At 66.0% G+C, this 24123-nt stretch carries 28 protein-coding genes and 1 tRNA gene; 16 read left to right on the top strand and 13 right to left on the bottom strand.

From position 1 onward, the window contains the following. Positions 1 to 54 precede the first annotated feature (54 nt). From soxZ to F3H87_RS09620, 5 genes are all read right to left on the bottom strand, one after another. Positions 55 to 384, bottom strand: coding sequence for a thiosulfate oxidation carrier complex protein SoxZ (gene soxZ / locus F3H87_RS09600; RefSeq protein ID WP_149788952.1), 330 nt, complete (start codon positions 382 to 384; stop codon positions 55 to 57). Positions 385 to 409: 25 nt separating this feature from the next. Then, a complete protein-coding gene (gene soxY / locus F3H87_RS09605; RefSeq protein ID WP_149788951.1) occupies positions 410 to 826 on the bottom strand; it encodes a thiosulfate oxidation carrier protein SoxY in 417 nt (138 codons plus the stop codon). A gap of 36 nt (positions 827 to 862) precedes the next feature. Beyond that, complete coding sequence (gene soxX, locus F3H87_RS09610) at positions 863 to 1342, bottom strand: sulfur oxidation c-type cytochrome SoxX (protein WP_149788950.1); 480 nt, start codon at positions 1340 to 1342, stop codon at positions 863 to 865. Between the two features lie 129 nt (positions 1343 to 1471). Then, positions 1472 to 2050, bottom strand: coding sequence for a thioredoxin family protein (locus F3H87_RS09615; protein WP_149788949.1), 579 nt, complete (start codon positions 2048 to 2050; stop codon positions 1472 to 1474). Positions 2051 to 2072: 22 nt separating this feature from the next. Beyond that, positions 2073 to 2813 (bottom strand): cytochrome c biogenesis CcdA family protein, encoded by a 741-nt coding sequence (locus F3H87_RS09620; RefSeq protein WP_149788948.1) that lies wholly within the window; start codon positions 2811 to 2813, stop codon positions 2073 to 2075. Between the two features lie 76 nt (positions 2814 to 2889). Between F3H87_RS09620 and F3H87_RS09625 the strand changes: the two genes are divergently transcribed. The 3 genes from F3H87_RS09625 to F3H87_RS09635 all read left to right on the top strand — a co-directional run bounded on the left by F3H87_RS09625 (position 2890) and on the right by F3H87_RS09635 (position 4781). Beyond that, positions 2890 to 3258, top strand: coding sequence for a thioredoxin domain-containing protein (locus F3H87_RS09625; RefSeq protein ID WP_149788947.1), 369 nt, complete (start codon positions 2890 to 2892; stop codon positions 3256 to 3258). Positions 3259 to 3389: 131 nt separating this feature from the next. Further along, positions 3390 to 3677: an ArsR/SmtB family transcription factor gene (locus F3H87_RS09630; RefSeq protein WP_149788987.1), complete on the top strand. Its 288-nt coding sequence runs from the start codon at positions 3390 to 3392 to the stop codon at positions 3675 to 3677. A gap of 45 nt (positions 3678 to 3722) precedes the next feature. Next, positions 3723 to 4781, top strand: coding sequence for a YeeE/YedE family protein (locus F3H87_RS09635; protein WP_149788946.1), 1059 nt, complete (start codon positions 3723 to 3725; stop codon positions 4779 to 4781). 370 nt (positions 4782 to 5151) lie between these two features. Here the strand turns inward: F3H87_RS09635 and F3H87_RS09640 are convergent, their stop codons facing one another. From F3H87_RS09640 to F3H87_RS09650, 3 genes are all read right to left on the bottom strand, one after another. Next, a complete protein-coding gene (locus tag F3H87_RS09640; protein WP_149788945.1) occupies positions 5152 to 6387 on the bottom strand; it encodes an acyl-CoA dehydrogenase family protein in 1236 nt (411 codons plus the stop codon). Positions 6388 to 6527: 140 nt separating this feature from the next. Further along, positions 6528 to 6614 (bottom strand) — tRNA-Leu (locus F3H87_RS09645). 97 nt (positions 6615 to 6711) lie between these two features. After that, positions 6712 to 7215, bottom strand: coding sequence for a DUF2306 domain-containing protein (locus tag F3H87_RS09650; RefSeq protein WP_149788944.1), 504 nt, complete (start codon positions 7213 to 7215; stop codon positions 6712 to 6714). Positions 7216 to 7319: 104 nt separating this feature from the next. Here F3H87_RS09650 and F3H87_RS09655 point away from each other — a divergent pair, with 104 nt between their 5' ends. The 6 genes from F3H87_RS09655 (at position 7320) to F3H87_RS09680 (ending at position 12452) form a co-directional block, all read left to right on the top strand. Next, a complete protein-coding gene (locus F3H87_RS09655) occupies positions 7320 to 8084 on the top strand; it encodes a LytTR family DNA-binding domain-containing protein (RefSeq protein ID WP_149788943.1) in 765 nt (254 codons plus the stop codon). Further along, complete coding sequence (locus tag F3H87_RS09660) at positions 8081 to 8728, top strand: DsbA family oxidoreductase (protein ID WP_149788942.1); 648 nt, start codon at positions 8081 to 8083, stop codon at positions 8726 to 8728. Before F3H87_RS09655 ends, F3H87_RS09660 begins: the two co-directional genes overlap by 4 nt. A gap of 42 nt (positions 8729 to 8770) precedes the next feature. After that, the gene (lipB, locus tag F3H87_RS09665; protein ID WP_149788941.1) at positions 8771 to 9427 is read left to right on the top strand and encodes a lipoyl(octanoyl) transferase LipB; all 657 of its coding nucleotides are present in this window, start codon (positions 8771 to 8773) and stop codon (positions 9425 to 9427) included. A gap of 115 nt (positions 9428 to 9542) precedes the next feature. Then, entirely contained in the window at positions 9543 to 9953 is a 411-nt protein-coding gene (locus F3H87_RS09670) for a c-type cytochrome (RefSeq protein ID WP_149788940.1), read from the top strand. 238 nt (positions 9954 to 10191) lie between these two features. Continuing rightward, positions 10192 to 11865, top strand: a complete 1674-nt coding sequence (gene ctaD / locus F3H87_RS09675; protein WP_149788939.1) for a cytochrome c oxidase subunit I — start codon at positions 10192 to 10194, stop codon at positions 11863 to 11865. Between the two features lie 86 nt (positions 11866 to 11951). After that, entirely contained in the window at positions 11952 to 12452 is a 501-nt protein-coding gene (locus F3H87_RS09680; RefSeq protein WP_149788938.1) for a DUF2244 domain-containing protein, read from the top strand. A gap of 117 nt (positions 12453 to 12569) precedes the next feature. On the opposite strand, the gene F3H87_RS09685 is transcribed toward F3H87_RS09680, so the two are convergent. Next, positions 12570 to 13031: a GatB/YqeY domain-containing protein gene (locus F3H87_RS09685; RefSeq protein WP_149788937.1), complete on the bottom strand. Its 462-nt coding sequence runs from the start codon at positions 13029 to 13031 to the stop codon at positions 12570 to 12572. 140 nt (positions 13032 to 13171) lie between these two features. Here F3H87_RS09685 and carA point away from each other — a divergent pair, with 140 nt between their 5' ends. Further along, positions 13172 to 14329 (top strand): glutamine-hydrolyzing carbamoyl-phosphate synthase small subunit, encoded by a 1158-nt coding sequence (gene carA / locus F3H87_RS09690; protein ID WP_149788936.1) that lies wholly within the window; start codon positions 13172 to 13174, stop codon positions 14327 to 14329. 90 nt (positions 14330 to 14419) lie between these two features. Then, positions 14420 to 16351 (top strand): glycosyltransferase, encoded by a 1932-nt coding sequence (locus F3H87_RS09695; RefSeq protein ID WP_188129232.1) that lies wholly within the window; start codon positions 14420 to 14422, stop codon positions 16349 to 16351. Here F3H87_RS09695 and F3H87_RS09700 read toward each other — a convergent pair. Beyond that, positions 16289 to 16945 (bottom strand): GntR family transcriptional regulator, encoded by a 657-nt coding sequence (locus tag F3H87_RS09700; RefSeq protein ID WP_149788935.1) that lies wholly within the window; start codon positions 16943 to 16945, stop codon positions 16289 to 16291. The two genes, F3H87_RS09695 and F3H87_RS09700, sit on opposite strands and share 63 nt — an antisense overlap. Positions 16946 to 17047: 102 nt before the next feature. On the opposite strand from F3H87_RS09700, the gene F3H87_RS09705 reads away from it, so the two are divergent. The 3 genes from F3H87_RS09705 to F3H87_RS09715 all read left to right on the top strand — a co-directional run bounded on the left by F3H87_RS09705 (position 17048) and on the right by F3H87_RS09715 (position 19295). Continuing rightward, positions 17048 to 17692, top strand: a complete 645-nt coding sequence (locus tag F3H87_RS09705; protein ID WP_149788934.1) for a pyrimidine 5'-nucleotidase — start codon at positions 17048 to 17050, stop codon at positions 17690 to 17692. 100 nt (positions 17693 to 17792) lie between these two features. Continuing rightward, on the top strand, positions 17793 to 18008 hold the full coding sequence (locus tag F3H87_RS09710) for a hypothetical protein (protein ID WP_149788933.1): 216 nt from the start codon (positions 17793 to 17795) through the stop codon (positions 18006 to 18008). Between the two features lie 84 nt (positions 18009 to 18092). Next, on the top strand, positions 18093 to 19295 hold the full coding sequence (locus F3H87_RS09715; protein ID WP_149788932.1) for a UbiH/UbiF family hydroxylase: 1203 nt from the start codon (positions 18093 to 18095) through the stop codon (positions 19293 to 19295). Positions 19296 to 19446: 151 nt separating this feature from the next. Here the strand turns inward: F3H87_RS09715 and F3H87_RS09720 are convergent, their stop codons facing one another. The 3 genes from F3H87_RS09720 to F3H87_RS09730 form a co-directional block, all read right to left on the bottom strand. After that, on the bottom strand, positions 19447 to 20574 hold the full coding sequence (locus F3H87_RS09720) for an aminotransferase class V-fold PLP-dependent enzyme (RefSeq protein WP_149788931.1): 1128 nt from the start codon (positions 20572 to 20574) through the stop codon (positions 19447 to 19449). Positions 20575 to 20636: 62 nt separating this feature from the next. After that, a complete protein-coding gene (locus F3H87_RS09725) occupies positions 20637 to 21095 on the bottom strand; it encodes an Lrp/AsnC family transcriptional regulator (RefSeq protein WP_149788930.1) in 459 nt (152 codons plus the stop codon). Continuing rightward, a complete protein-coding gene (locus tag F3H87_RS09730) occupies positions 21092 to 21547 on the bottom strand; it encodes an Lrp/AsnC family transcriptional regulator (protein WP_149788929.1) in 456 nt (151 codons plus the stop codon). Before F3H87_RS09730 ends, F3H87_RS09725 begins: the two co-directional genes overlap by 4 nt. Positions 21548 to 21790: 243 nt before the next feature. Between F3H87_RS09730 and F3H87_RS09735 the strand changes: the two genes are divergently transcribed. After that, positions 21791 to 22963 (top strand): Hint domain-containing protein, encoded by a 1173-nt coding sequence (locus tag F3H87_RS09735; protein ID WP_188129231.1) that lies wholly within the window; start codon positions 21791 to 21793, stop codon positions 22961 to 22963. 125 nt (positions 22964 to 23088) lie between these two features. Beyond that, complete coding sequence (gene ilvC / locus F3H87_RS09740; RefSeq protein ID WP_149788927.1) at positions 23089 to 24111, top strand: ketol-acid reductoisomerase; 1023 nt, start codon at positions 23089 to 23091, stop codon at positions 24109 to 24111. Positions 24112 to 24123: the final 12 nt, after the last annotated feature.

Consider the following 24123-nt stretch of genomic DNA (forward strand, 5'->3'; position numbering starts at 1 on the left):
TTTGGCGGGCCCTGCCCCCGGTTTCTTCCGGGGACAGGCCGCCTGTCGTTTTTATTATCCGATCGCAACCGACTTGACGTCCTCGTAGACCGAGCCGTCGTCGTCGTACCAGGTGAACTTGAGGTCACCGGCCTCGGGGATCGTGGCCTCGAACTCGAAATACGGGTTGGTCGAGATCGCCGGCTCCATCTTGACGTCGATCACGGACGTGCCGTTGAACTCGCAGGTGAAGCGATTGATGATCGAACGCGGGATGACCGAGCCATCCTTGTTCTTGCGCTGACCCGATTCCATCTTGTGGCTGATCAGGGTCTTGATCGTGACGACTTCGCCGGCCGAAGCACTCTTCGGGGCCTTGACGCGGGGTTTAACACCGTCTGCCATGTTCTTGTCTCCTTGGTTTTCCCGATCAGCCGCCGCAGCCGCCGATGGTCACTTTGACGTTCTTGGTGGCCTTGGCAAAGCTGCCGTCGGCCATCTTGGCGATGGCCACGACATCCTGCGTGCCGGCCAGGCGGATACGGGTCGAGGCCGTGGTGCTGCCCGCCAGCTCGCCATAGGTGAAGGTGGCGACGCCCGGGGTCGGGTTGCCCATCGCCAGCAGCATGATGGCGCTCGCGCCCTCGGCCGAAACGCCGATCGGAACGGTGTTGCCGTTCTCGGCGATTTCCGGGGCGTCCAGGGTCACACCGCCCTCGGCGACGTCCGCACCGCCAGTGAAGGCGGCGATGGCCTCCTCACCGGCCGCATTCACGCGGAACGGCAGGACGGTCAGGGCAACAGCACCGGCGCCCAGGGCCAGCGTATCGCGACGTGTAAGGTCCATTTCTCTACTCCTCAGTTTGTTCTCCTGCGCGCCCCGTCACTCTTCCTTCAGAGTGCCCAGGAACGCGATGACGTCCTCGACCTGCTGCGCGGTCAGCAGCGGGCCGAACGAATCGTCCGCGGCCTTGCCGGTATAGGCATTGCCGGGGCGGGTGAATCCGTCGACCTTGTAATAGGCGGGCATCACCGTGCCCTCATAGGTCTTCTTGGCGTTCACGAGGATGCCGCGCAGCTCGGCCTCGTTCCAGCGATCCGCCACACCGTCGAGGCTGGGGCCGACATTGCCGAGGAACTGCGCATATTCCAGCACGTTGGCCTGGTGACAGGCGACGCAATTGCCAAGGCCGCGGTTCGTCATGACCTTCTCACCCTCGGCGGGATCGCCCGGCTGACCCGTCAGCGAGGTCGCCACGGCGCCGTATTCGTCGAATTCCACATCGCCCGGTGCAACGGCATCCGCCGCCGCCGCCACGCCCGCGACCAGCGTCGCCGCCAGTGTCAGTGTTGCAAGCTTCATGATTCCTCCCATGGATTCAGCTCTTGTATCTCTTGTGACCGAGTTGGCTCAGTATACCGTAGTTCACCGGGCCACCCGTTTGCAACATCAAATTCACGATTATGAATTTTTGATTTTCACCCAACGCGATCAATCGTTGCTTTTCTGCTGGCGTTCTTGAATTTTTCTTGCGTGGTAACGCTGGAAATCCTCGTCGTTATCAAGCTCATAGAGTTTCTCGTTCACCCAGACGAACATATCATACGTGGTCTGTTCGCCAAAGGCGCCGGGCATGATCGCAACGGCGGCATCCCTGACCGACACGTCCTGCGGCACCTCTTCGGGCAGGAAGATCACCGTGGGGGTAAAGAGAATCCCCCATTTGCGCGCCGCCGCCTTCTCGCTCAGCGCCTCGCCATCGGTGTCCACCATCTCGGTGTCGCCATGCAGGTTGATCTGAACGACAAAGAAATTCTCGCCGATATAAGAGGATATCTCCTCACGAGGATAGATTTCCTCGTGCATCTTCTTGCAATAGATGCAGCCGCGCTGCTCGACCATCAGCACCAGGCGCTTGCCCTCGGCATTGGCCTCGGCCAGATCCTCCTGCAGGTCCTTGAAGGTGTCGCGCATCCAGGGCTCCTTGTGCAGCCCGTCATCGCCGACCGGTGCCGCCATCACCGGCAGCGCGAACAGAACGGCCCAAAACCCAGCAATCAGTTTCTTCATGTCATCCTCCCAGTTGGCTCCGTCACCCGATTCGCGAGAACACGGGGAAAACCTCGATCATCCAGTTTGCAATCTCGTTGATCGTGCCCGTTGCGATCAGGATCGCGAACACGACCAGCATGACACCCAGCGCCTTTTCGACATAGGGCTGGTATTTGCGGTTACGCTGCACCCAGTTCAGGAACGGCCGCGCGAATATCGCGGCGACGACGAAGGGGGCGGTCATGCCGATCCCGAACAGCCCCAGCAACAGCCCGCCGCGCCAGACCTCGCCCATGCCGCTGGCGATCATCAGGATCGTCGCCAGCACAGGGCCGACGCAGGCGCTCCACCCGAAGCCGAAGGCCAGGCCCATGACATAGGCCCCGATCACCGAACTTGGGTCCATCTTCGATTCCATCCGCGCCTCGCGGTACAGGATGCCGATCCGTATGATGCCCAGGAAATGCAACCCGAACACAAAGATCAGCCCCGCCGCAACATAGCGCAGAACGTCGAACCAGTCGCGGAAGACCTGCCCAAGCGCCGTCGCGCCCATCCCCATCAGCATGAAGATGCTGGTCACGCCCAGCGCGAAGAACACCGCCGACAGGAACAGCCGGCGCTGCGCCCCCGGCGCGATCCCGCCCTCGCCCTCGCCGCGCAGCTCGGCCATCGACAGGCCGGCCATGTAGCTTAGGTAGAAGGGCACCATGGGCAGGATACAAGGGGTGAAGAAGGCAAGAAACCCGGCAAGCGCCGCGCCGGCAAAGGTGACGTCCATGTGACAATACGATCCCTTGTGAAATTCACATATTCAGATTATGTTTTGTATACCATCGTAGTCAATCGGAAGTTTCATGATAACCATCAGGATCGCCATCCTCTGTCTCGCGGCCGGCCTGGCGGCGGTGCCCGCCCTGGCGGCCGAGCTTATCATGGTCGAACGTGACGGTTGCCAATACTGCATCGCATGGAAGAAAGACATCGGCCCCGCCTATCCCAACACCGAGATGGGCCGGTACGCGCCGCTGCGCATGGTCGATATATCCGACGCCCCGCCCGAGGGCGTCGAATTTGCGTCGCGCGTGATCTTTACACCGACATTCGTTCTGGTTGAGGATGGCCGCGAACTGGGCCGGATCGAGGGACATCCGGGCGAAGATTTCTTCTGGGGTCTGCTGCATCGCCTGCTGACCGGGAAGACAGGATATGACGGGCCCGGCTGACCGCCCCTGGCCTGCATGTGCATGGGCCGGACCAGTCGCAAGAACAACGAAAGCCGCCATGGCAAGGCGGCCATCGGAGGGATGATGACGTGACGTTGCCGGTATTCGACAAGGGCATCTCGGACGACGAGATGGAGCGCATCGTCGAGAACGCCACCCTGGCGTCCAACTTCCTCAAGGCCGTCAGCCACGAAGGCCGGCTGATGATCCTGTGCCATCTCGTCTCGGGCGAAAAATCCGTTACCGAACTCGAAGACCTGCTGTCCGCCCGCCAGGCCGCGGTCAGCCAGCAATTGTCGCGCCTGCGGCTCGAAGGTCTGGTCATCCCCCGGCGCGAGGGCAAGGCGATCTATTACAGATTGGCAGACGATCGCCCGAAACGTATACTGGAGATGGTTTACGATCTCTTTTGCGAATGACGCGAAACCGCCATTCGCCGGGGTCGGACCGGGGGAGGATTACGGATGTTTGACTGGATCACGGACGAGGCGCTTGTCGCCCTGATCGGCATGGGCGGCGGCATCCTGCTGGGCCTGGCCGCACGGCTTGGCCGGTTCTGCACCCTCGGCGCGATCGAGGACATGCTCTATGGCGGGTCGGACCTGCGGATGCGGATGTGGGTTCTGGCCATCGGGGTGTCGGTGCTGGGCACCTTCGGGCTGGCCGCGGCGGGGCTGCTGGAACTGGAAACCTCCTATTACCTGTCGATCCGCTGGATGCCGCTTGCCGCGGTGCTGGGCGGGCTGATGTTCGGCTATGGCATGGCGCTGGCGGGCAATTGCGGCTTTGGCTCGATCGCACGGGCGGGCGGCGGCGATTTCCGCGCCTTCGTGATCGTGGTGATCATGGGCGTTTCGGCCTACCTGGTGCTGTCCGGCCCGCTGGCCATCCTGCGCGACTGGGCCTTTCCGCAGGCCGAGGTGGTGAACGACATGCCGCCGGGGCTTGCGCACCTGCTGCATCAATGGACCGGGCTGTCCGTGCCGCTGATCGGCCTGACAATCGGCGCCGCGATCACCGCGGGCGCGCTGTGGTCGCGCAGCTTCCTTGCCAGCCCGCGATCGGTCTTCTGGGCGGTGGTGGTAGGCGTGGCCGTTGTCAGCGGCTGGGCCGGCAGCTACTGGGTGGCGGCCAACGGCTTTACCCCCCTGCCCGTCGTCTCGCACAGCTTTTCCGCGCCGGTGGGCGAAACCCTGCTTTACGCCATGACCGGCTCGGCCCGCGCGCCCTCCTTCGCGGTGGGGTCGGTGACAGGCGTCGCGGTCGGCGCCTTCATCGGCTCGCTCATCAAGGGCCATTTCCGCTGGGAAGCCTGCGAAGACCCGCGCGAACTGCGCCGCCAGCTGGCCGGCGCGGCGCTGATGGGCGCGGGCGCGGTGATTGCGCTCGGCTGCACCATCGGGCAGGGCATCTCGGCCTTCTCGATGCTCGCCTTCTCGGCGCCGGTCGTGTTCCTGTCGATCATCGCCGGCGCGGCCTTCGGCCTGCGCCAGTTGATCGAAGGGTTCCAGCCCGCCGAATAGCGCGGCAACCACAAAGACGGGCCGCGAACACCGGATATCGGCGCTGCGGGACGATGCTGCCGGTTGAAGGGCACACCCCGCCCGGAACGGCCGCGCAGCGGCCCGGGCATCGCACGGCCGCCCCCCGGCCGGGCGATTGGCTGCCGCCAGTGCCGCGTTTAGAGGTGGGAAGTGGCGGCACGATAAACTGCCAAACCCCAACCGTCGGATCGCCCGACCGCGGCCGTGCGCTACCCTCCGTTGCACTCAACTTGAAATGTCAGTCGCGGCCGAAGCAACCGTTCCGCCCCGCTCCAAATTCACGCATCCGCCCCGAGAAAAACGAAGGGCCGACAGCGCCGGCCCCTCCCCGTCTCGCATATCCGGCGGCTCAGATCTTCATCTGCGTGTGCTTCTTCAGCTCCGCCCGCGCGATCTGGCGGCGGTGCACCGCGTCGGGCCCGTCGGCCAGCCGCAAGGTGCGCACCTGCGTCCATTTATGCGCCAGCGGCGTGTCCTGGCTGATGCCCTGCCCGCCATGCATCTGCACCGCCTCGTCGATCACCTTGAGCGCCATGCGCGGCGCCACCGTCTTGATCATCGAAATCCACGGCGCCGCGGCCCGCGCATCGCCCTGGTCCATGTACCACGCCGCCTTGAGGCACAGCAGCCGGGCCTGTTCGATCTCCATCCGGCATTCCGCGATGATGTCGAAATTCGCCCCCAACTGGGCCAGCGGCTTGCCGAACGCCTCACGTTCCAGGGACCGCTTGCACATCAGCTCCAGCGCCGATTCCGCCTGCCCGATGGCGCGCATGCAATGGTGGATGCGCCCCGGCCCGAGCCGCCCCTGGCTGATCTCGAAACCGCGCCCCTCGCCCAGCAGCAGGTTTTCCGCCGGCACCCGCACATCGGTAAAGCGCATATGCATGTGTCCGTGCGGCGCGTCGTCCTGCCCGTAGACCATCATCGGGCGGATCGTTTCGATCCCCGGCGTGCCGGCGGGCACCACGATCATCGAATGGCGCCGGTGCCTGGGCGCGTCCTCGCCGCCGGTCTTCACCATGACGATATAGACCTTGCAACGCGGATCTCCCGCGCCGCTGGCCCACCATTTCTCGCCGTTCAGCACGTAATCGTCGCCGTCACGCACGCAGGACATCGAGATATTGGTGGCGTCCGAACTGGCCACATCCGGTTCCGTCATCAGGTAGGCCGAGCGGATCTGCCCCTCCAGCAGCGGCTCCAGCCACTGCTTTTTCATCTTGTCGGTGCCGTAGCGTTCGAACACCTCCATGTTGCCGGTATCGGGGGCCGAACAGTTGAACACCTCGGCGCCCAGCGGCGTGCGGCCCATTTCCTCGGCGAAATAGGCGTATTCCACCGTGCTCAGCCCGAAACCGCGCTCGCTGTCGGTCAGCCAGAAATTCCACAAGCCCTGCGATTTCGCCCTGGCCTTGAGGCTTTCCAGGATCTCGGTCTGGCGCTCGGTGAACTGCCAGCGATCGCCCCTGGCGACCTCTTCCTCGTATTCCTCGGCCAGCGGCGCAACCTCGTTGCGGATCATGTCCGCCACCCGCGCCAGCAGCTTGCGAGTCTCCTCGCGCATACCGAAATTCATGTCCATCGCTCCGCTCCTCCCCGGACTTTTTCCAACCTGCGAAATTTCATTTCGCAGCCATATCAGCACGTCGGCCCGGCGATGAAAAGAACCAAGCCGCGCGACGGGGCGTCACACGGGACTACGGGCGGTTGTCGGGAAGAGAATGGTGCGGTCGAGAAGACTCGAACTTCCACGGGAGTTACCCCACAGCGACCTCAACGCTGCGCGTCTACCAATTCCGCCACGACCGCACATCTTGGCTTGGTGACGGGGCGTATAGACGACCCGCCCGGCGATGTGAAGGGGCAAAAACGGGCGGCCGGGCGGATTTTCCGCCCTGCCCCGCATTCACGCCCGCCGCAGCAGCAGGCGCAGGTGATCGGGGCGCCATACTCCCCAGAGAAACCCTGCCAACGCCAGTGCCCCGCATACGAACCAGAACCCCGCCCAGGGGGTCGCGGGAAACAGGATCGCGCTCATGATGCGGCCCGGCAAAAGGGTGAACAATCCCGGTATGCCCATCCCGAACACGTAAAGCGACAGCATCGTGCGGCGATGGTCGGCCATCCGCCCGGCACGGATATGGCGCAACCCCTCCCAAAGGCCGGCCAGCGTAACAACCGACAAGACATGGATCGGGCTGAACGGGCCGACCACGCGGATCGTGTAGATGAAGAATGAACTCAGCGCCGTCACCGCCATCGCCGCCACCCAGATCCGCCCTGCAAGCCGGTGCAGCCGGTCACGGCTGCGCCGCAGCAAGGCGACCGGCCCAAGCGTCAGGGCCGCCAGCGCGGCCACGATATGCAGCTGGATCACCGGCGGGGCCTCGAAGAAAGGCGTGAGGGTCATGTCAATTTCCTTTCGCTTTGCTATATCGACAGGGAAACATCACCGGCCTCGCACCCGCCCGGGCAGGATGCAAAACCGGCTGGGCCGAAAGACGGGGGAACTGCGTGAAATCCGGGAAACTGCAACTCGCGCTTCGTGAAACACGAGGGTTTCTGGCGCGCTGGCCGGTCCTGACGGGTGCGGCGGTGATTGTCGTGATTCTGGTGATTTCGGGGCCGTTCGGCACCGGCGATGCGTTGACGATACTGCCGCGCCTGCTCTACTGGGCCGCGGTTGCCCTGCTGACATTTCCCGCCGGCGTTCTGGTCAACCGGCTGGTCGCGGCGACCGGGGGCCCCGGCGCGATGACGGCCGTGCTGGCGACCCTGGCATCGGGGCTTGCGGCCACCGGCATCGTCCTTGCCCTGAATGCCGTCACCTTCGCCCCCGGCGCCGGCGTGGACTGGCCGGTGGTCGCCAGGATACTGGCCGTCGCCGTGCTGGTCGCCGCCGCGTTCCACTTTCGCACCGCGCAGACCACGCAAGAGCCCCCCTCCCCGCCGTCCTTTCTCGACCGCCTGCCGCTCGACAAGCGCGGCCCCCTTGTGTCGATCTCGGTGCAGGATCATTATGTCGAGGTGGTGACGACGCGCGGCCGCGACCTGCTGCTGATGCGGCTGGGCGACGCGATCCGCGAAACAGGCGCCACCAAGGGACTTCAGGTGCACCGTTCGCACTGGGTCGCACTGGACCAGGTGCAGGCGGCACGGCGCGAAGGCGAACGCGCCGTTCTGACGATGACATCCGGGCACGAGATTCCGGTCAGCCGCACCTATGTCCCGGCTGTCCGCGAGGCGGGATTGCTGCCCAGGGGAAAGGAGCGCACATGACCCGCGACCAGATCCGCGTCGATATCGTGTCGGACGTGATGTGCCCCTGGTGCATCATCGGCTACAAGGAGCTTGAGGCCGCCGCGCGGCAGACCGGCATCGGGCTGGGCCTGCGCTGGCATCCGTTCGAACTGAACCCCGACATGGCCGCCGGGGGCGAGGATCTGACCGAACACATCACGCGCAAATACGGCATCACCCGCGATCAAAGCGCGCGGAACCGCGCGGTTCTGCAAGAGCGGGGTCAGGCGCTGGGGTTCGAATTCGCCTACGGGCCGGACGCGCGGATGCGCAACTCGTTCCGCGCCCATCAACTGGTGGACTGGGCCGAGGCACAGGGCGCGCAGCACGCCATGAAGCTGGCGCTCTTCGCTGCGCATTTCAGCGCCGGGCTGGATGTGGACGACATCGCCGTGCTGACGGAACTGGCCGGGACCATCGGGCTCGACCGGGCGGCGGCACGCGCGGCGCTGGAGACCGGGGCCCATGCGGACCAGGTGCGCCGCAAGCAGGCATTCTGGCAGCAACAGGGCGTCACCGGCGTGCCGGCGATGGTGTTCGACCAGCGATACCTCTACACCGGGGCGCAGGGGATCGACGCCTGTGCCCGCATCCTGCGCGAGCTTGCGACGCACCCGGGCTGATCCGCCTTCACAAGCGGCGCCCGAGGGGCTAAAGCGCAGGTCATGGTGGAATGGATCATCTCTGACGGCCTGACCGATTACGACACCGCCTGCCGCGCGATGGAAGAACGCGCCGCCGCCATCGCCGAGGGCCGCGCGGACGAGGCGATCTGGCTGCTCGAACACCCGCCGCTCTATACCGCCGGCACCAGCGCGAAACCGCAGGACCTGACCGATCCCGACCGCTTCCCGGTCTATCCCAGCAAGCGCGGCGGGCAATATACCTATCACGGGCCGGGGCAGCGGGTGGTCTATGTCATGCTGAACGTGGGCCAGCGCGGCCATGACGTGCGGCATTTCGTCCAGCAGCTCGAAACATGGGTGATCGCCACGCTGGCCGAGTTCAACGTGACCGGCGAAATCCGCGAGGGCCGGGTCGGCGTCTGGGTCGCGCGGCCGGAAAAACCGCTGACCGCCACCGGCGCCGTGGCCGAGGACAAGATCGCCGCCATCGGCATCCGCCTGCGCAAATGGGTCAGCTTTCACGGCATCTCGATCAATGTCGATCCCGATCTCGACCATTTCGGCGGCATCGTGCCCTGCGGCATAACCGAGCATGGCGTGACCAGCCTTGTCGACCTGGGTTTGCCCGTCACGATGGCCGATCTCGACACGGCACTGCGCCGCGCATTCGGCAATGTGTTCGGGGACGGGGCTTGACGTCCCCCACCCCGGGGCGCGAAAAAGGTGCGCGGAAAAATCACATTGCAGCGCGGCGCCATTCGCATATCTCTGCCGCGGAACGCGCGAAACAACCACCGGAGACCAGGAAAACATGACCAAGTTTCTGACTGCCGCCGCCCTTATGGCGCTTGCCGCACCGGCCTTTGCCGATGGCGACGCCGCCAAGGGCGAAAACGAATTCAAGAAGTGCAAGGCCTGCCATATGATCGTGGCCGATGACGGCACCGAAATCGTAAAGGGGGGCCGCACCGGCCCCAACCTCTATGGCGTTATCGGCCGCACGGCCGGCAGCGTCGAGGATTTCCGCTACGGCAAGGGGCTCGAAGCCGCCGCCGAAGCCGGGTTCGTCTGGACCGAAGAGGCCCTCACCGAATACGTCGTCGATCCCAGGGTCTGGCTCGACGCGCAGGGCTTCCCGAACCAGTCCAAGATGACGTTCAAGCTGCGCAAGGGCGGCGAAGACGTGGCGGCCTATCTCGCCTCGCTGACCGGCGAAAGCTGATCCCGAAACACATCTTTCAAAAGACCGTCAGGCCCCGGCCCGGCGGTCTTTTTCTTTTCGGAATCAAATAATTGCACCCGAAATTTCGGCTTTTTCCACCCGCGAAGGGTGCGACAATATTTATTGATCCAGATCAAACTACGCCATTGCCGCCCCCGCCCCGCCATTCTAAAAAGCGAATAGATAACCGGGCGCGGGGATTCCTGCGCCTTCAAGGGACATAAGCAGGAGGCAGCCAATGGCAGACGCAGCCATTCACGGCCACGACCACGAGGATCAGCGCGGTTTCTTCACCCGCTGGTTCATGTCGACCAACCACAAGGATATCGGTATCCTGTACCTGATCACGGCGGCAATCGTCGGCCTGATCTCGGTGCTGTTCACCGTCTACATGCGCCTGGAGCTGATGGAGCCCGGCGTGCAGTACATGTGCCTCGAAGGCGCGCGGTTCACCGCGGCGGCCGCCGGGGAATGTACCCCCAACGGCCACCTGTGGAACGTGATGATCACCTATCACGGCGTCCTGATGATGTTCTTCGTCGTCATTCCGGCGCTGTTCGGCGGCTTCGGCAACTATTTCATGCCGCTGCAGATCGGCGCGCCCGACATGGCGTTCCCGCGGATGAACAACCTGTCCTACTGGCTCTACGTGGCCGGCACCTCGCTGGGCGTGGCCTCGCTGCTGGCGCCGGGCGGCAACGACCAGCTCGGCTCGGGCGTGGGCTGGGTGCTCTACCCGCCGCTTTCGGTGAACGAGGGCGGGATGTCGATGGACCTTGCGATCTTCGCGGTGCACGTCTCGGGCGCCTCGTCGATCCTGGGCGCGATCAACATGATCACCACCTTCCTGAACATGCGCGCGCCGGGCATGACGCTGTTCAAGGTGCCGCTGTTCGCCTGGTCGATCTTCGTCACCTCGTGGCTGATCCTGCTGTCGCTGCCGGTCCTGGCGGGCGCCATCACCATGCTGCTGACCGATCGCAACTTCGGCACGACCTTCTTCGACCCGGCCGGCGGCGGTGACCCGATCCTGTATCAGCACATCCTGTGGTTCTTCGGCCACCCCGAGGTGTATATCATCATCCTTCCGGGCTTCGGCATCATCAGCCACGTGATCTCGACCTTCTCGCGCAAGCCGATCTTCGGCTACCTGCCGATGGTCTGGGCCCTTATCGCCATCGGTTTCCTCGGCTTCGTCGTGTGGGCGCACCACATGTACACCGTGGGCATGTCGCTGACCCAGCAGAGCTATTTCATGCTGGCCACGATGGTCATCGCGGTGCCGACGGGCGTCAAGGTGTTCAGCTGGATCGCGACGATGTGGGGCGGCTCGATCGAGTTCCGCACGCCGATGCTCTGGGCCTTCGGCTTTCTGTTCCTGTTCACCGTCGGCGGCGTGACCGGCGTGGTGCTCAGCCAGGCGGGCGTCGACCGTGCCTATCACGACACCTATTACGTGGTGGCCCACTTCCACTACGTGATGAGCCTCGGCGCCGTGTTCGCCATCTTCGCGGGGATCTATTTCTACTTCCCCAAGATGACCGGCCGGATGTACCCGGAATGGGCGGGCAAGCTGCATTTCTGGGCGATGTTCATCGGTGCGAACCTGACCTTCTTCCCGCAGCACTTCCTGGGCCGCCAGGGGATGCCGCGCCGCTACATCGACTACCCCGAGGCCTTCGCGGTCTGGAACTACTGGTCGTCGATCGGCGCCTTCATCAGCTTCGCGTCCTTCGTGTTCTTCTTCGGCATCGTGTTCTACGCGCTGTTCCGCGGCGCCCGCGTGACCGAGGCGAACCCGTGGAACGAATACGCCGACACGCTGGAATGGACCCTGCCCAGCCCGCCGCCCGAACACACGTTCGAGCAGCTGCCCAGGCAGGAAGACTGGGACAGGAGCCACGCCCACTAAGGGCCACGCTCTGACCTGAACGGATCGGGGCCCGGACAACATGTCCGGGCCCCTTTCCTTTTCGACATCAGCCGCTACAGGACCCCATGCCCTATCGCTGGACGGACATATCCAAAACCGCGCGCCGGCTGGAACTCTGGCCGCACCGCTCGCTGCCGCGGCGCGGTTTCGCCGCCTTCATCCTGGCCACCTTCGCGCTGATCACCGTCCCGCTCTACCCGCTGCTGGGCACCTTCGTGCTGTGGGGGCTGCTGCCCTTTCTGCTGCTGGTGGTGGCGGGGCTGTGGTGGGCGCTGGAACGCAGCTACCGCGACGGCGAGATACTCGAGGTTCTGACCCTCGATCCCGACCGTATCCACCTCCGCCGCACCGCCCGCCGGGCCGCCCCGCTGGAATGGGAGGCCAACAGCTACTGGGCCCGCGCCGAGATGCACCAGACCGGCGGCCCGGTGCCCTGTTACGTCACGCTCACCGGCAATGGCCGCACGGTCGAAATCGGCGCCTTCCTGTCCGAGGACGAACGCCGGACGCTCTATGGCGAACTGGCCAGCGCGCTGGCCGAGGCCCGCGCCACCGGCACGCCATAGGCGCCCGCCGCTTCATCGTTCCCAAAATACTCCCGCCGGAGGCGCCCGCCGCCACGAAAAACCCCGCCGCGGCGCATCGCCCGGCGGGGTCCTTCCTCTTGCGGCCTCCGCGCCCGGTCAGGCGCTCAGCCGGTCCTTGACCATCGGGCCGACCGATCCGAAATCCATCTGCCCGGTGTATTTCGACTTGAGCGCGCCCATCACCTTGCCCATGTCGCGGATCGACTCCGCTCCGATCTCGGCGATGGCGCCGTCGATGGCCCTGGCCACTTCCTTGTCGCTCAGTTGCCGCGGCAGGAATTCCTCGATCACGCCGATCTCGGCGCGCTCCCGCTCGGCCAGGTCCAGCCGCCCGCCCTCTTCATAGGCGCGCGCGCTTTCCTGGCGCTGCTTGGCCATCTTGCCGAGGATCGCCAGAACCTCGGCATCGCCCACCCCGGACTCTTCGCCGGTGCCGCGCGCCGCGATATCGCGGTCCTTGATCGCGGCGTTGATCAACCGCAGGGTCGACAGCCTCTCGGCCTGTTTGTCCTTCATTGCCTGCTTCAGCGCCGCGGCAATCCTCTCTCGCATATCCATGTCGGATCCCATCCCCTCGGGTTCTCCTGAACGTGTCTAGATAGGGCCAAAACCCCGCGCTGGCAACCGCGCTTGGGCCTTGACCCCCGCAGGCCACGGGCATAGGTATCCGCCAATTTGGCCGCCCGGAGGATTCCCCCATGTCGCAGACATCCCGCCCCACCGCCTGCCTTGCCCTTGCGGATGGCACGCTGTTCTACGGGCGCGGCTTCGGCGCCACCGGGCAGGCCCAGGCCGAGCTGTGCTTCAACACCGCGATGACCGGCTACCAGGAGATCATGACCGACCCCTCCTATGCCGGGCAGATCGTGACCTTCACCTTCCCCCATGTCGGCAATGTCGGCGTGAACCCCGACGACGACGAAACCGCCGATCCGGTCGCCGACGGCATGGTGGTCAAGTGGGACCCGACCGAACCCAGCAACTGGCGCGCGGCCGAGCCGCTGTCGGACTGGCTGGCCCGGCGCGGGCGCATCGCCATCGGCGGCGTGGACACCCGCCGCCTGACCCGCGCGATCCGCCAGCAGGGCGCACCGCACGTGGCGCTGGAACACAACCCCGACGGCAAGTTCGATGTCGAGGCGCTCGTGGCCCGCGCCCGCGCGTTTTCCGGCCTCGAAGGGCTCGACCTTGCCAAGGACGTGACCTGCGCGCAAAGCTATCGCTGGAACGAGATGCGGTGGGCCTGGCCGCAGGGCTATGCGCCGCAGACCGACCCGCAATTCAAGGTCGTCGCCGTCGATTACGGCGCCAAGCGCAACATCCTGCGCTGCCTCGCCTCGGCGGGTTGCGACGTGACCGTGCTGCCCGCCACCGCCACCGCCGACGAGGTGCTGGCGCATGACCCCGACGGCGTGTTCCTGTCGAACGGCCCCGGCGACCCGGCGGCCACCGGGGAATACGCGGTGCCGATGATCCGGCAGGTTCTGGACAAGACCGATCTGCCGGTCTTCGGCATCTGCCTCGGCCACCAGATGCTGGCGCTGGCGCTCGGTGCCCGCACGATCAAGATGAACCACGGCCACCACGGCGCCAACCACCCGGTCAAGGACCTGGAAACCGGCAAGGTCGAGATCACCTCGATGAACCACGGTTTCGCGGTCGACAGCCAGACCTTGCCCGAGGGGGTGAAGGAAACCCATGTGTCGCTGTTCGACGGGTCGAATTGCGGGCTGCGCATGGCCGACCGGCCGGTTTTTTCGGTGCAGTATCACCCCGAGGCCAGCCCCGGCCCGCAGGACAGTTTCTACCTGTTCGAACGCTTCGCCGGGTCGATGGCCGCGCGCAAGGCGGGCTGAAAACCGCGCGATTTCGCCCCGGAACCGCGCGGTTTAACCCGTAATTAACCCCGGCCGGCGCATCCTGACCGCAAGGAAAGGAATGCGACAGTGGCCAGACCCCGCCCAGACACGCGCCGCGCCCCCGCGCCCGCCGCGAAACCGGCCCGCAACCTCGCGGCGTACCTGCGCCGCTCGGGCGCGGTGGCGCCGTCGGTTCTGCTGAACGCACAAAGCGCCCTGCGCCATCAGGATGCGACGCTGGCCGAGCTGCTGCTGGGCAACGGCGCGATGTCGCCCGATGCGATGGCGGCGGCGCAGGCGGGCTATCTTGGCGTGCCGCTTTTCGATCCCTCGCGGCACAGCCCCGATCCGGCGGGCGTTCACGCGCTGGGGCCGGCCACCTGCCTGCGCATGGCCATACTGCCCGCGCGGCTGCCGGGCGGGCGGCCATGCCTCGTGGTGGCGCGGCCCGAGCGGCTGGCCACGCAGCGCGCCGCCCTGCCCGACCGCTGGCGGGACGCGCCGGTCATCATCGCCACCGAGGCCGCGATACAGGACCGCGTGGCCGCCATCGCCCGCAACACCCTGACCGCCGCCGCCTCGGCCCGCGTGCCGGAAAGCGAAAGCTGCCGCAACTGGGGCAAGGCGCCGGGGCGGCGAATCGCCCTCACGCTGGCGGGGCTGGTGCTGTGCCTTGCGCTGACGCTGGCCTTTCCGGTGCAGGTGTTCACCGCGCTCGTGCTCTGGGCCAGCTTCACCCTGCTGGTGGCCGGGCTGCACAAAAGCGCCGCGGTGCTGGCATTTCTGACCACCCCACGCCGCCGCCCCGGCCTGCCGCCGCCGCCGGCCGGGAAACTGCCGCGCGTGTCGGTCCTCGTGCCGCTCTTTCGTGAGCGTGACGTGGCCACCGTGCTGGTGGAACGCCTGTCGCGGCTAACCTATCCCAAGGCGCTGCTCGACGTGGTACTGGTGCTGGAGGAGGCCGACGACCTGACCCGCGAGGTGCTGGAGGATGCGACCCTGCCGCCCTGGATGCGGGTGGTGGTGGTGCCCGACGGCCATCCGCGCACGAAACCGCGCGCGATGAACTATGCGCTGGATTTCTGCCGCGGCGACATCATCGGCATCTGGGATGCCGAGGACGCCCCCGCCCCCGACCAGGTCGACCGGATCGCCGCGCGTTTCCTGACCGCGCCGGACGACGTGGTCTGCCTGCAGGGGGTGCTGGATTACTACAACCCGCGCCAGACCTGGCTGGCGCGCTGTTTCACCGTGGAATACGCCACCTGGTTCCGGGTGATGATGCCGGGCATGGCGCGGCTGGGCTTTGCCATCCCGCTGGGCGGCACGACGCTGTTCTTTCGCCGCGACGCGCTGGAACGGCTGGGTGGCTGGGACGCCCATAACGTGACCGAGGATGCCGACCTGGGCTTTCGCCTGGCGCGCCACGGATACCGCACCGAGATGATCGCCACCACCACCGGCGAAGAGGCGAATTGCCACCTCTGGCCGTGGGTGCGGCAACGCTCGCGCTGGCTCAAGGGCTACATGGTCACGTGGATGGTGCACATGCGCCGCCCGGGGCTGCTGTGGCGCCAGATCGGCCCGTGGCGGTTCCTTGGGATGCAGACCCACTTCATCACCGCGCTGTCGCAATTCCTGCTGGCGCCGCTTCTATGGTCGTTCTGGCTGATCCCGCTGGGGCTGTGGCACCCGCTGGAAACCTTCCTTCCGCGCGAGATACTGTGGACCATGGGCAAGCTGTTCCTGGGTATCGAGATCCTGACGCTGGGCGCGGCGCTGATCGCGGTGCGCGGGCGCGACCACCGGCACCTGGTCCCGTGGCTGCCGGCGATGCATCTCTATTTCCCGCTGGGCTGCATCGCCGCCTACAAGGCGCTGTGGGAACTGGTGGCCGCGCCCTTCTACTGGGACAAGACGGCGCATGGGCTGTCGCTGCCGCTGCGCGGTCGCGGGCTACTCCTCCAGGCGCTTGATCGCCCCGGAATCGAGCTTGAGCCGGGTCACGAACGCCTTTGAGATATGATCCTTCAGCATCTGGTAGGCGGTCTGCTCGTCGCGCTTGGCGATGGCATCGACGATGGCATTATGCTCGGCGATCGTGTCCTGCCCCCGGCCCTCGGCCGCGATCGAGGTGGTGGCCATCAGCGCCATCGAGCGGTGCACGAGGTCAAGCTGCTGCACCAGGTAGCGGTTGTGGCTGGCCAGGTGGATCTGCTTGTGAAAGCGGCGGTTGGCGCGGCTCAGCGCCTTGGGCTGATCGACAAGCGTGCGGTCCTCCTCGACCATATCGCGCAGCACGCGGATCTCTTCCTCGGTGGCGTGGCGCGCGGCCAGCCGGGCGGCCAGCCCCTCAAGCTCGGCGCGCACCACGTAAAGCTCGCTGAGCTGGTTGTGGTCCAGCGACGCCACGATCAGCGACCGCCCGTCCCGCGCCAGCAGCGACTGCGTTTCCAGCCGTTGCAGCGCCTCGCGGATGGGCGTGCGCGACACCCCGAAGCGGTCGGCCAGTTCGCTTTCCACAAGGCGGTCGCCGGGCCGGTATATGCCGCTGTCGATCGCCTCGAGGATCAGCGTATAGGCATCCTTTTGCGCCGGTTTGAATTCGGTCATTCGCGGTTCCCTTTCCTGAACCGTGCAAACCTGCCCTGTCCGCCCCGCGCAATCAAGCCACCCCGCCTTGTGCGCGGCGCCGCGCCGCAGTAGGTTCGCGCCATGCCGCGTGAAAAATTCGCCCATGTGGATGCGTGGGTCTTCGACCTCGACAACACCTTGTACCCGCCGCAGGCGCGCCTGTTCGACCAGATCGAGGCGCGCATGACGCAATTCGTCATGGATCAGCTTGGCGTGGATCACGCCCGCGCCAATCACCTGCGCCGGCATTACTGGGGCACTTACGGCACCACGCTGGCCGGGCTGATGCGCGAACACGGGATCGACCCGGGCCCCTACCTGGTCGAGGTGCATGACATATCGCTCGACCACCTGGTGCCCGACCCCGAGCTTGCCGCCGCCATCACCGACCTGCCGGGGCGGCGCATCGTGTTCACCAATGGCAGCGCGCCCTATGCCGAACGGGTGCTGGCCGCGCGCGGGCTGACCGGGCTGTTCGACGCGATCTATGGCGTCGAACATGCCGAATTCCGGCCCAAGCCCGAGCGGCAGGCGTTCGAGACGATATTCGCACAGGACGGGCTGGCGCCCGAACGCGCCGCGATGTTCGAGGACGATCCGCGCAACCTGGCCGCCCCGCACGAGATGGGGATGCGCACCGTCCACGTGGCCCCCGACCGCCTCCATGCCGCGCATATCCACCACCATACCGACGACCTGTCAGGCTTCCTGTCGAAACTGGTCTGACATCCAGGGGGGCGCAGTGTCGCACTGCGGCAATCCGCGCCTTCCATTCGCTTTCATGAATGTTAGCTAGTCCTTCACCTGTGAAGCAGAAAGGACGACCATGACCCTTGCCGATACCCAGACCAGCCACGCCCCCGCCACCAGGCCCGCGAGGGACGAAACCGTGCTGGCCCGCAAGATCCTGCTGACCGTGCTCATGGTCTTGATCGCCTGGGGGCTGGCCATTGCGAAATGGGGCGTGCCGGGGCTCTATCTTCCTGCGCTGGCGATGGTGCCGGTGATGTATGTCATCCTGATCCTGATCAGCCGCGGCTGACCGCGATTTCGGACGGGACAGGATGCCGCTTGGAAACCCGCCCCGTCCCGGCCTAGATTGCCCCCGGACAGGAGGCATCAGGCCATGACCCATCAGACAGTCGATATTCTGGTCTCCGGCGGCGGTGTCGCCGGGCTGACCGCGGCGGCGGTATTCGGAAGCGCGGGATTTTCGGTGATCTGCGTCGATCCCGCCCCCCCGGTGACCGAGCGCGACGCCGAAGGCAGCGATCTGCGCACCACCGCCTTTCTGCAGCCCGCGCAGGCGCTGCTGGAGCGCGCCGGCCTGTGGGCGCGGCTGGCGCCCCATGCCGCCGACCTGCAGATCATGCGCATCGTCGATGCCGGCGGGCCGGAACCGGCGGCGCGGCTGACGCGGGATTTCAACGCCTCGGACATTTCCGACCGCCCGTTTGGCTGGAACCTGCCGAACTGGCTGCTGCGGCGCGAGATGGTGGCGCGGCTGGGCGAGATGCCGAATGTCGAGTTTCGCCCCGGCACCGGCACGCGATCCGTCTTTACCCGCGAGGGCGAGGCGCGCGTGGGCCTGTCGGACGGCAGCGCGGTGCGGTGCCGGCTGGTGATCGCGGCGGACGGGCGCAATTCGCCGGTGCGCGAGGCGGTGGGCGTGCCGGTGAAAACCATCCGTTACGGGCAAAAGGCGCTGGCCTTTGCCGTCACCCACCCGATCCCGCATGAGAATATCTCGACCGAGATCCACCGCTCGGGCGGACCCTTCACGCTGGTGCCGCTGCCAGATTACGAGGGGCGGCCCAGCTCGGCCGTGGTCTGGATGGAACACGGCCCCGAAGCCATGCGCCTGTCGCGCCTGGACGTGCCGGAGTTCGAGGCGGCGATGAACGACCGGTCCTGCCTGCTTTACGGTCCGCTGACGCTGGCCTCGCGCCGGACGGTCTGGCCGATCATCAGCCAGATCGCGCGGCGCATGTATGCCGAGCGCGTGGCGCTGGTGGCCGAGGCCGCGCATGTGGTGCCGCCGATCGGCGCGCAGGGGCTGAACATGAGCCTGGGCGACATGCGCGTGCTGCTGGATCTGGCCGAGGCCGCGCCCGAGCGGCTGGGCGATGCGAGGATGCTGGAAACCTATCACCGCCGCCGCCACCCGGAGGTGCAGGCGCGGGTCACCGGTATCGACGTGCTGAACCGCGCCTCGATGGTGTCGGCCCAGCCGCTGCGCGACCTGCGGATGATGGGGCTGAACGCGATCTATGCGCTGCCCGCGGTGCGTCGCACGATGATGCAGATGGGCCTTGGCGCGCGGGGTTGAGGGCTGGGCGTGAGGGGGCTTTGCCCCCTCGGCCTGCGGTCAATCCCCGGGGCTCCGCCCGTTCGGGCCTTGAAAGGTCCACTGGACGTTTCATCGCGCTGTCGCGCGAACCGGCCCTCACCCCCGAGTACTTGCAGAACGATGAAGAGGATCAGAGCACCTGATCCACCACCTTTTTCAGCCGGTCCAGCGCGGCGGGCACGTCATAGAGCTTGTCCAGCCCGAACAGGCCCAGCCGGAAGGTCATGAAGCCCTCGGGCTCGTCGCATTGCAGCGGCACGCCGGCGGCGATCTGCATACCCAGCGCCGCGAATTTCCTGCCGTTCTGGATATCGGGATCGGTGGTGTAACTGACCACCACGCCCGGCGCGCCGAAGCCCTCGGCGGCCACCGACGCCACACCCTTGTCCTTGAGCATCGCGCGCACGCCATCGCCCAGATCCCATTGCGCCTGGCGCAGCTTTTCGAACCCGTAATCGCGGGTTTCGAGCATCGTGTCGCGGAAGGCGCGCAGCGCGTCGGTGGGCATGGTGGCGTGGTAGGCGTGGCCGCCGTTTTCATAGGCCTCCATGATCGCGCGCCATTTCTTCAGGTCGAGCGCGAAACTGTCGGACGCGGTTTCCGCCAGCCGGGCCAGCGCGCGGTCGGACATCATCACAAGCCCGGCCGAGGGCGAGGCCGACCAGCCCTTTTGCGGGGCCGAGATCAGCACGTCGACGCCGGTGGCCTTCATGTCGACCCAGGCGCAGCCGCTGGCGATGCAATCGAGCACCATCAGCGCGCCCACGTCATGCGCGGCCTGCGCCAGCCGCGCGATATAATCGTCGGGCAGGATCAGGCCCGCGCTGGTTTCCACATGCGGCGCGAACACCACGTCGGGCTGGGCGTCGCGGATGGCCTGCGTCACCTCGTCGATCGGCGCGGGGGCAAAGGGCGCCTGCACGCCATTGCCGGTCTGGCGGGCCTTGAAGACGGTGGTGTCGCGGGTGAATTGCCCGGCGTCGAAAATCTGGCTCCAGCGGAACGAGAACCAGCCGTTGCGCACGATCAGCGCGTGGGCGTCATGGCCGAACTGGCGGGCCACCGCCTCCATCGCGTAGGTGCCGCCGCCGGGCACCAGCGCCACGCCGTCGGCATTGTAGACCTCTTTCAGCATGTCCGAGATGTCGCGCATCACCTGCTGGAAACTGGCCGACATGTGGTTGAGCGACCGGTCGGTGAAGACGACCGAATATTCCAGCAGCCCGTCGGGATCGACGGTATCGAGCAAAGCGGCCATGGCGGCACCTCCGTTTTTTCCGGTTTCTCCCCCCTGCTAGCGCGTGGCGCGGCAAAAGCCAATCAGCCGATCGGCCCCTGCAGCCGCTCTTCGCTGAGGATCACGTTGGCCTCGACATCGCCCGCGCCGGGCAGCGTCATGATCCGGCGGCGCAGCACCCGTTCGAAATCGGGCAGGTCGCGCGCCACCACTTTCAGCCGGTAATCGAACAGGCCCAGCACATGTTCGACCGTCTGCACCTCGGGGATGGCCGAAACCGCGCGTTCGAAATCCTCAAGCGACACCCGACCCTTGGTGGCCAGTTTCACGCCCAGAAAGACGGTGACGCCAAAGCCCAGCTTTTCGCGGTCGAGCACAAGGCGGCGGCGGCGGATCACCCCCGCCTCGGTCAGCCGGGCGATGCGGCGCCACGCCTGCGGCTGCGACAGGCCCAGACGGCGGCCCAGTGCGCCCGCGCTTTGCGTGGCGTCGCGGGTCAGCGCGCGCAGGATCTCGCGGTCGGTGGCGTCCAGCTCGATCATATCGGCAATGCCTCGTCACTCTTGATACGGGCCACATGCATCAGCGGCTCGATATCGGCGATATGCGGCAGGGTCAGGATGCGTGTGCGATAGACCTGCTGGTAATGCGCCATATCCCGCGCGATGACATGCAGCCGCGTATCCACCCGGCCCAGGAATGTCTGTATTTCAAGGACTTCGGGCACCTTTCGCGCCTCGGCAATGAACTCGTCGAAGGCCTGCGGCCGGGTCTTGTCCAGCGTGATCCGCAACGAAACCTCGACCGAATAGCCCAGCACCTGCCAGTCGATCACCGCCTCCTGCCCGCGGATAACGCCGCGCGCCTGCATCTTTTCGACCCGCCGCCAGCAGCTTGCCGCCGAAACCCCGCTGCGCTCGGCCAGCTCGGCATTGGTCAGCTCGGGGGCGGCCTGAAGCTGGCGGAGAATGCGCCTGTCGGTATCGTCGAGCATGATTTTTCCCGGAATCGCCTTATGCAGGAATTGATCTTTCGCAAAACCGCCCGGCGCCGTCAATCGGCCCGGGCCCGGCCCGGCACCGGGGAAAGCGCCAAAAATGCCACAAATCCGGGAATTCCCGCGCCGCCCTTCGCCTCATACCTCCACATCGGCGGGCAAATCGCGGCAGAATGGAACAACAATGCAAACAGGCGGCCAGCAAGGACCGCCGGGCATCAGGCAGGCAGCAGCAGACCCGTGACCGAGCGCACGATCCATATCTATTCCGCCCAGAGCGTGACGATCACCCGTGCGGGCGGCGGAGCGACCAGCCAGTCGAACATCATCGGCAACGCGCTGAACGGCGATGCGTTCAGTTGGGAAAACCCCAGCGACCTGGAGATCACCGTCCCCGGCGCGGGCGAGGCCATCGCGCTGTCCTTTGACGATGCCGATGGCTATCTCACCGACGACCCGTTCTCGGGCTCGACGGTCAGCGACCAGCTTCTGACGCAGCCCGTGACCATCGACGGCGTGACCTATACCCCCAACGAAGAAACGGTGCGCTGGCAGACGCCGCCGCCCGTCAACGTGGAAAACGAATACGAGGTCACGCTGTTCGACGACAGCGGCACCGCCTATCGCATGGTCGGCGTGTCGATCACCCAGGGCTATACCACGACGGTGGTGGGTATCACCTTCGAAGGGGCACAGCCGCCGCCGGGCACGGTGCTGCATTACATCCAGGGCGTGTCGAGCTATGGCGGCAGCGGCATGAGCACGCCAATCACCGAGGCCGTGCCCTGTTTCCTGGCCGGCACGCTGATCGGCACGCCCTTCGGCCCCCGCCCCGTCGAGACACTGGCACCCGGCGCGCTGGTCGATACGCTCGACCGCGGGCCGATGCCGCTGCGCTGGAGCGGGCAGAGCGATGCCTGCGGGCTGGGGCCGCTGGCGCCGGTGGCCATCCCGCAAGGGGCACTGGGCAACCGGCGGGCGCTGCTGGTGTCGCCCAATCACCGGCTGTTCCTGCGTTCGATCCTGGCCGAACTGCATTTCGGCCATCACGAGGTGCTGGTGCCCGCCAAGGCGCTGATCGGGCTGGCCGGGATCGCCCGCCGCCCGATGCCGCGGGCGCGTTACGTGCACCTGCTGCTGGACAGCCACGAGATGCTGTTCTCGGAAGGTATCGCAAGCGAAAGCCTTTTCACCGGCGCGATGGCGATGGGCGCGCTGGATGTGCAGGCGCGCGCCGCGCTGCACCGCGCCTGCCCCGGCCTCGATACCCGCCCGATGGTTCTGAACCGTCCCGCGCTCAGCCGGTCGGAAACGCGGCTCTTGCTGGCGGCGCATGACACGCGGGGCAGCCGGCCCGAAACCGCGCGCGCCGCGCCGTTCCGCATCAGGGGGCCGCGCCCGATCGCCGCATGATTATTTCATGAACCGGCAATTTTCGACGGAAGTTTCTCACCCTTCCTTGGGTGAACCTGAATAATGAACGGAAATTTCCGCCGAAACCGCTATCCTGCCCTTCATCTGGAAGGAAAGGAAAACCCATGCGCGTTTACTACGACCGCGATTGCGACATCAACCTGATCAAGGACAAGAAAGTGGCCATCCTGGGCTATGGCAGCCAGGGCCACGCCCACGCGCTGAACCTGCGCGATTCGGGTGCCAAGAACCTGGTCGTCGCCCTGCGCGAAGGCAGCGCATCGGCCAAGAAGGCCGAAGCCGAGGGCCTGCAGGTGATGGGCATCGCCGAAGCCGCGGCCTGGTGCGACCTGATCATGTTCACCATGCCCGACGAATTGCAGGCGGAAACCTACAGGAAATACGTCCACGACAACCTGCGCGAAGGCGCGGCCATCGCCTTTGCCCACGGGCTGAACGTGCATTTCGGCCTGATCGAGCCGAAACCCGGCGTCGACGTCATCATGATGGCGCCCAAGGGCCCCGGGCACACCGTGCGCGGCGAATACACCAAGGGCGGCGGCGTGCCCTGCCTTGTGGCGGTGAACAACGACGCCACCGGCAAGGCGCTGGAAATCGGCCTGTCCTATTGCTCGGCCATCGGCGGCGGGCGTTCGGGCATCATCGAAACCAACTTCAAGGAAGAGTGCGAAACCGACCTCTTCGGCGAACAGGCGGTTCTGTGCGGCGGCCTGGTCGAACTGATCCGCATGGGCTTCGAAACCCTGGTCGAGGCCGGGTATGCGCCGGAAATGGCCTATTTCGAGTGCCTGCACGAGGTCAAGCTGATCGTCGACCTGATCTATGAGGGCGGCATCGCCAACATGAACTACTCGATCTCGAACACGGCCGAGTATGGCGAATATGTCAGCGGGCCGCGCGTGCTGCCCTATGAGCAGACCAAGAAAGAGATGAAGGCGATCCTGCACGACATCCAGACCGGCAAGTTCGTGCGCGACTTCATGCAGGAAAACGCCGTGGGCCAGCCGTTCTTCAAGGGCACCCGCCGCATGAACGACGCCCACCAGATCGAGGAAGTGGGCGAGAAACTGCGCGCCATGATGCCGTGGATTTCCGCCGGCAAGATGGTGGACAAGGAAAAGAACTGATCCGCCACCGGG

This window comes from Lutimaribacter pacificus (genome assembly GCF_900142185.1).
GTDB lineage: Bacteria > Pseudomonadota > Alphaproteobacteria > Rhodobacterales > Rhodobacteraceae > Lutimaribacter > Lutimaribacter pacificus.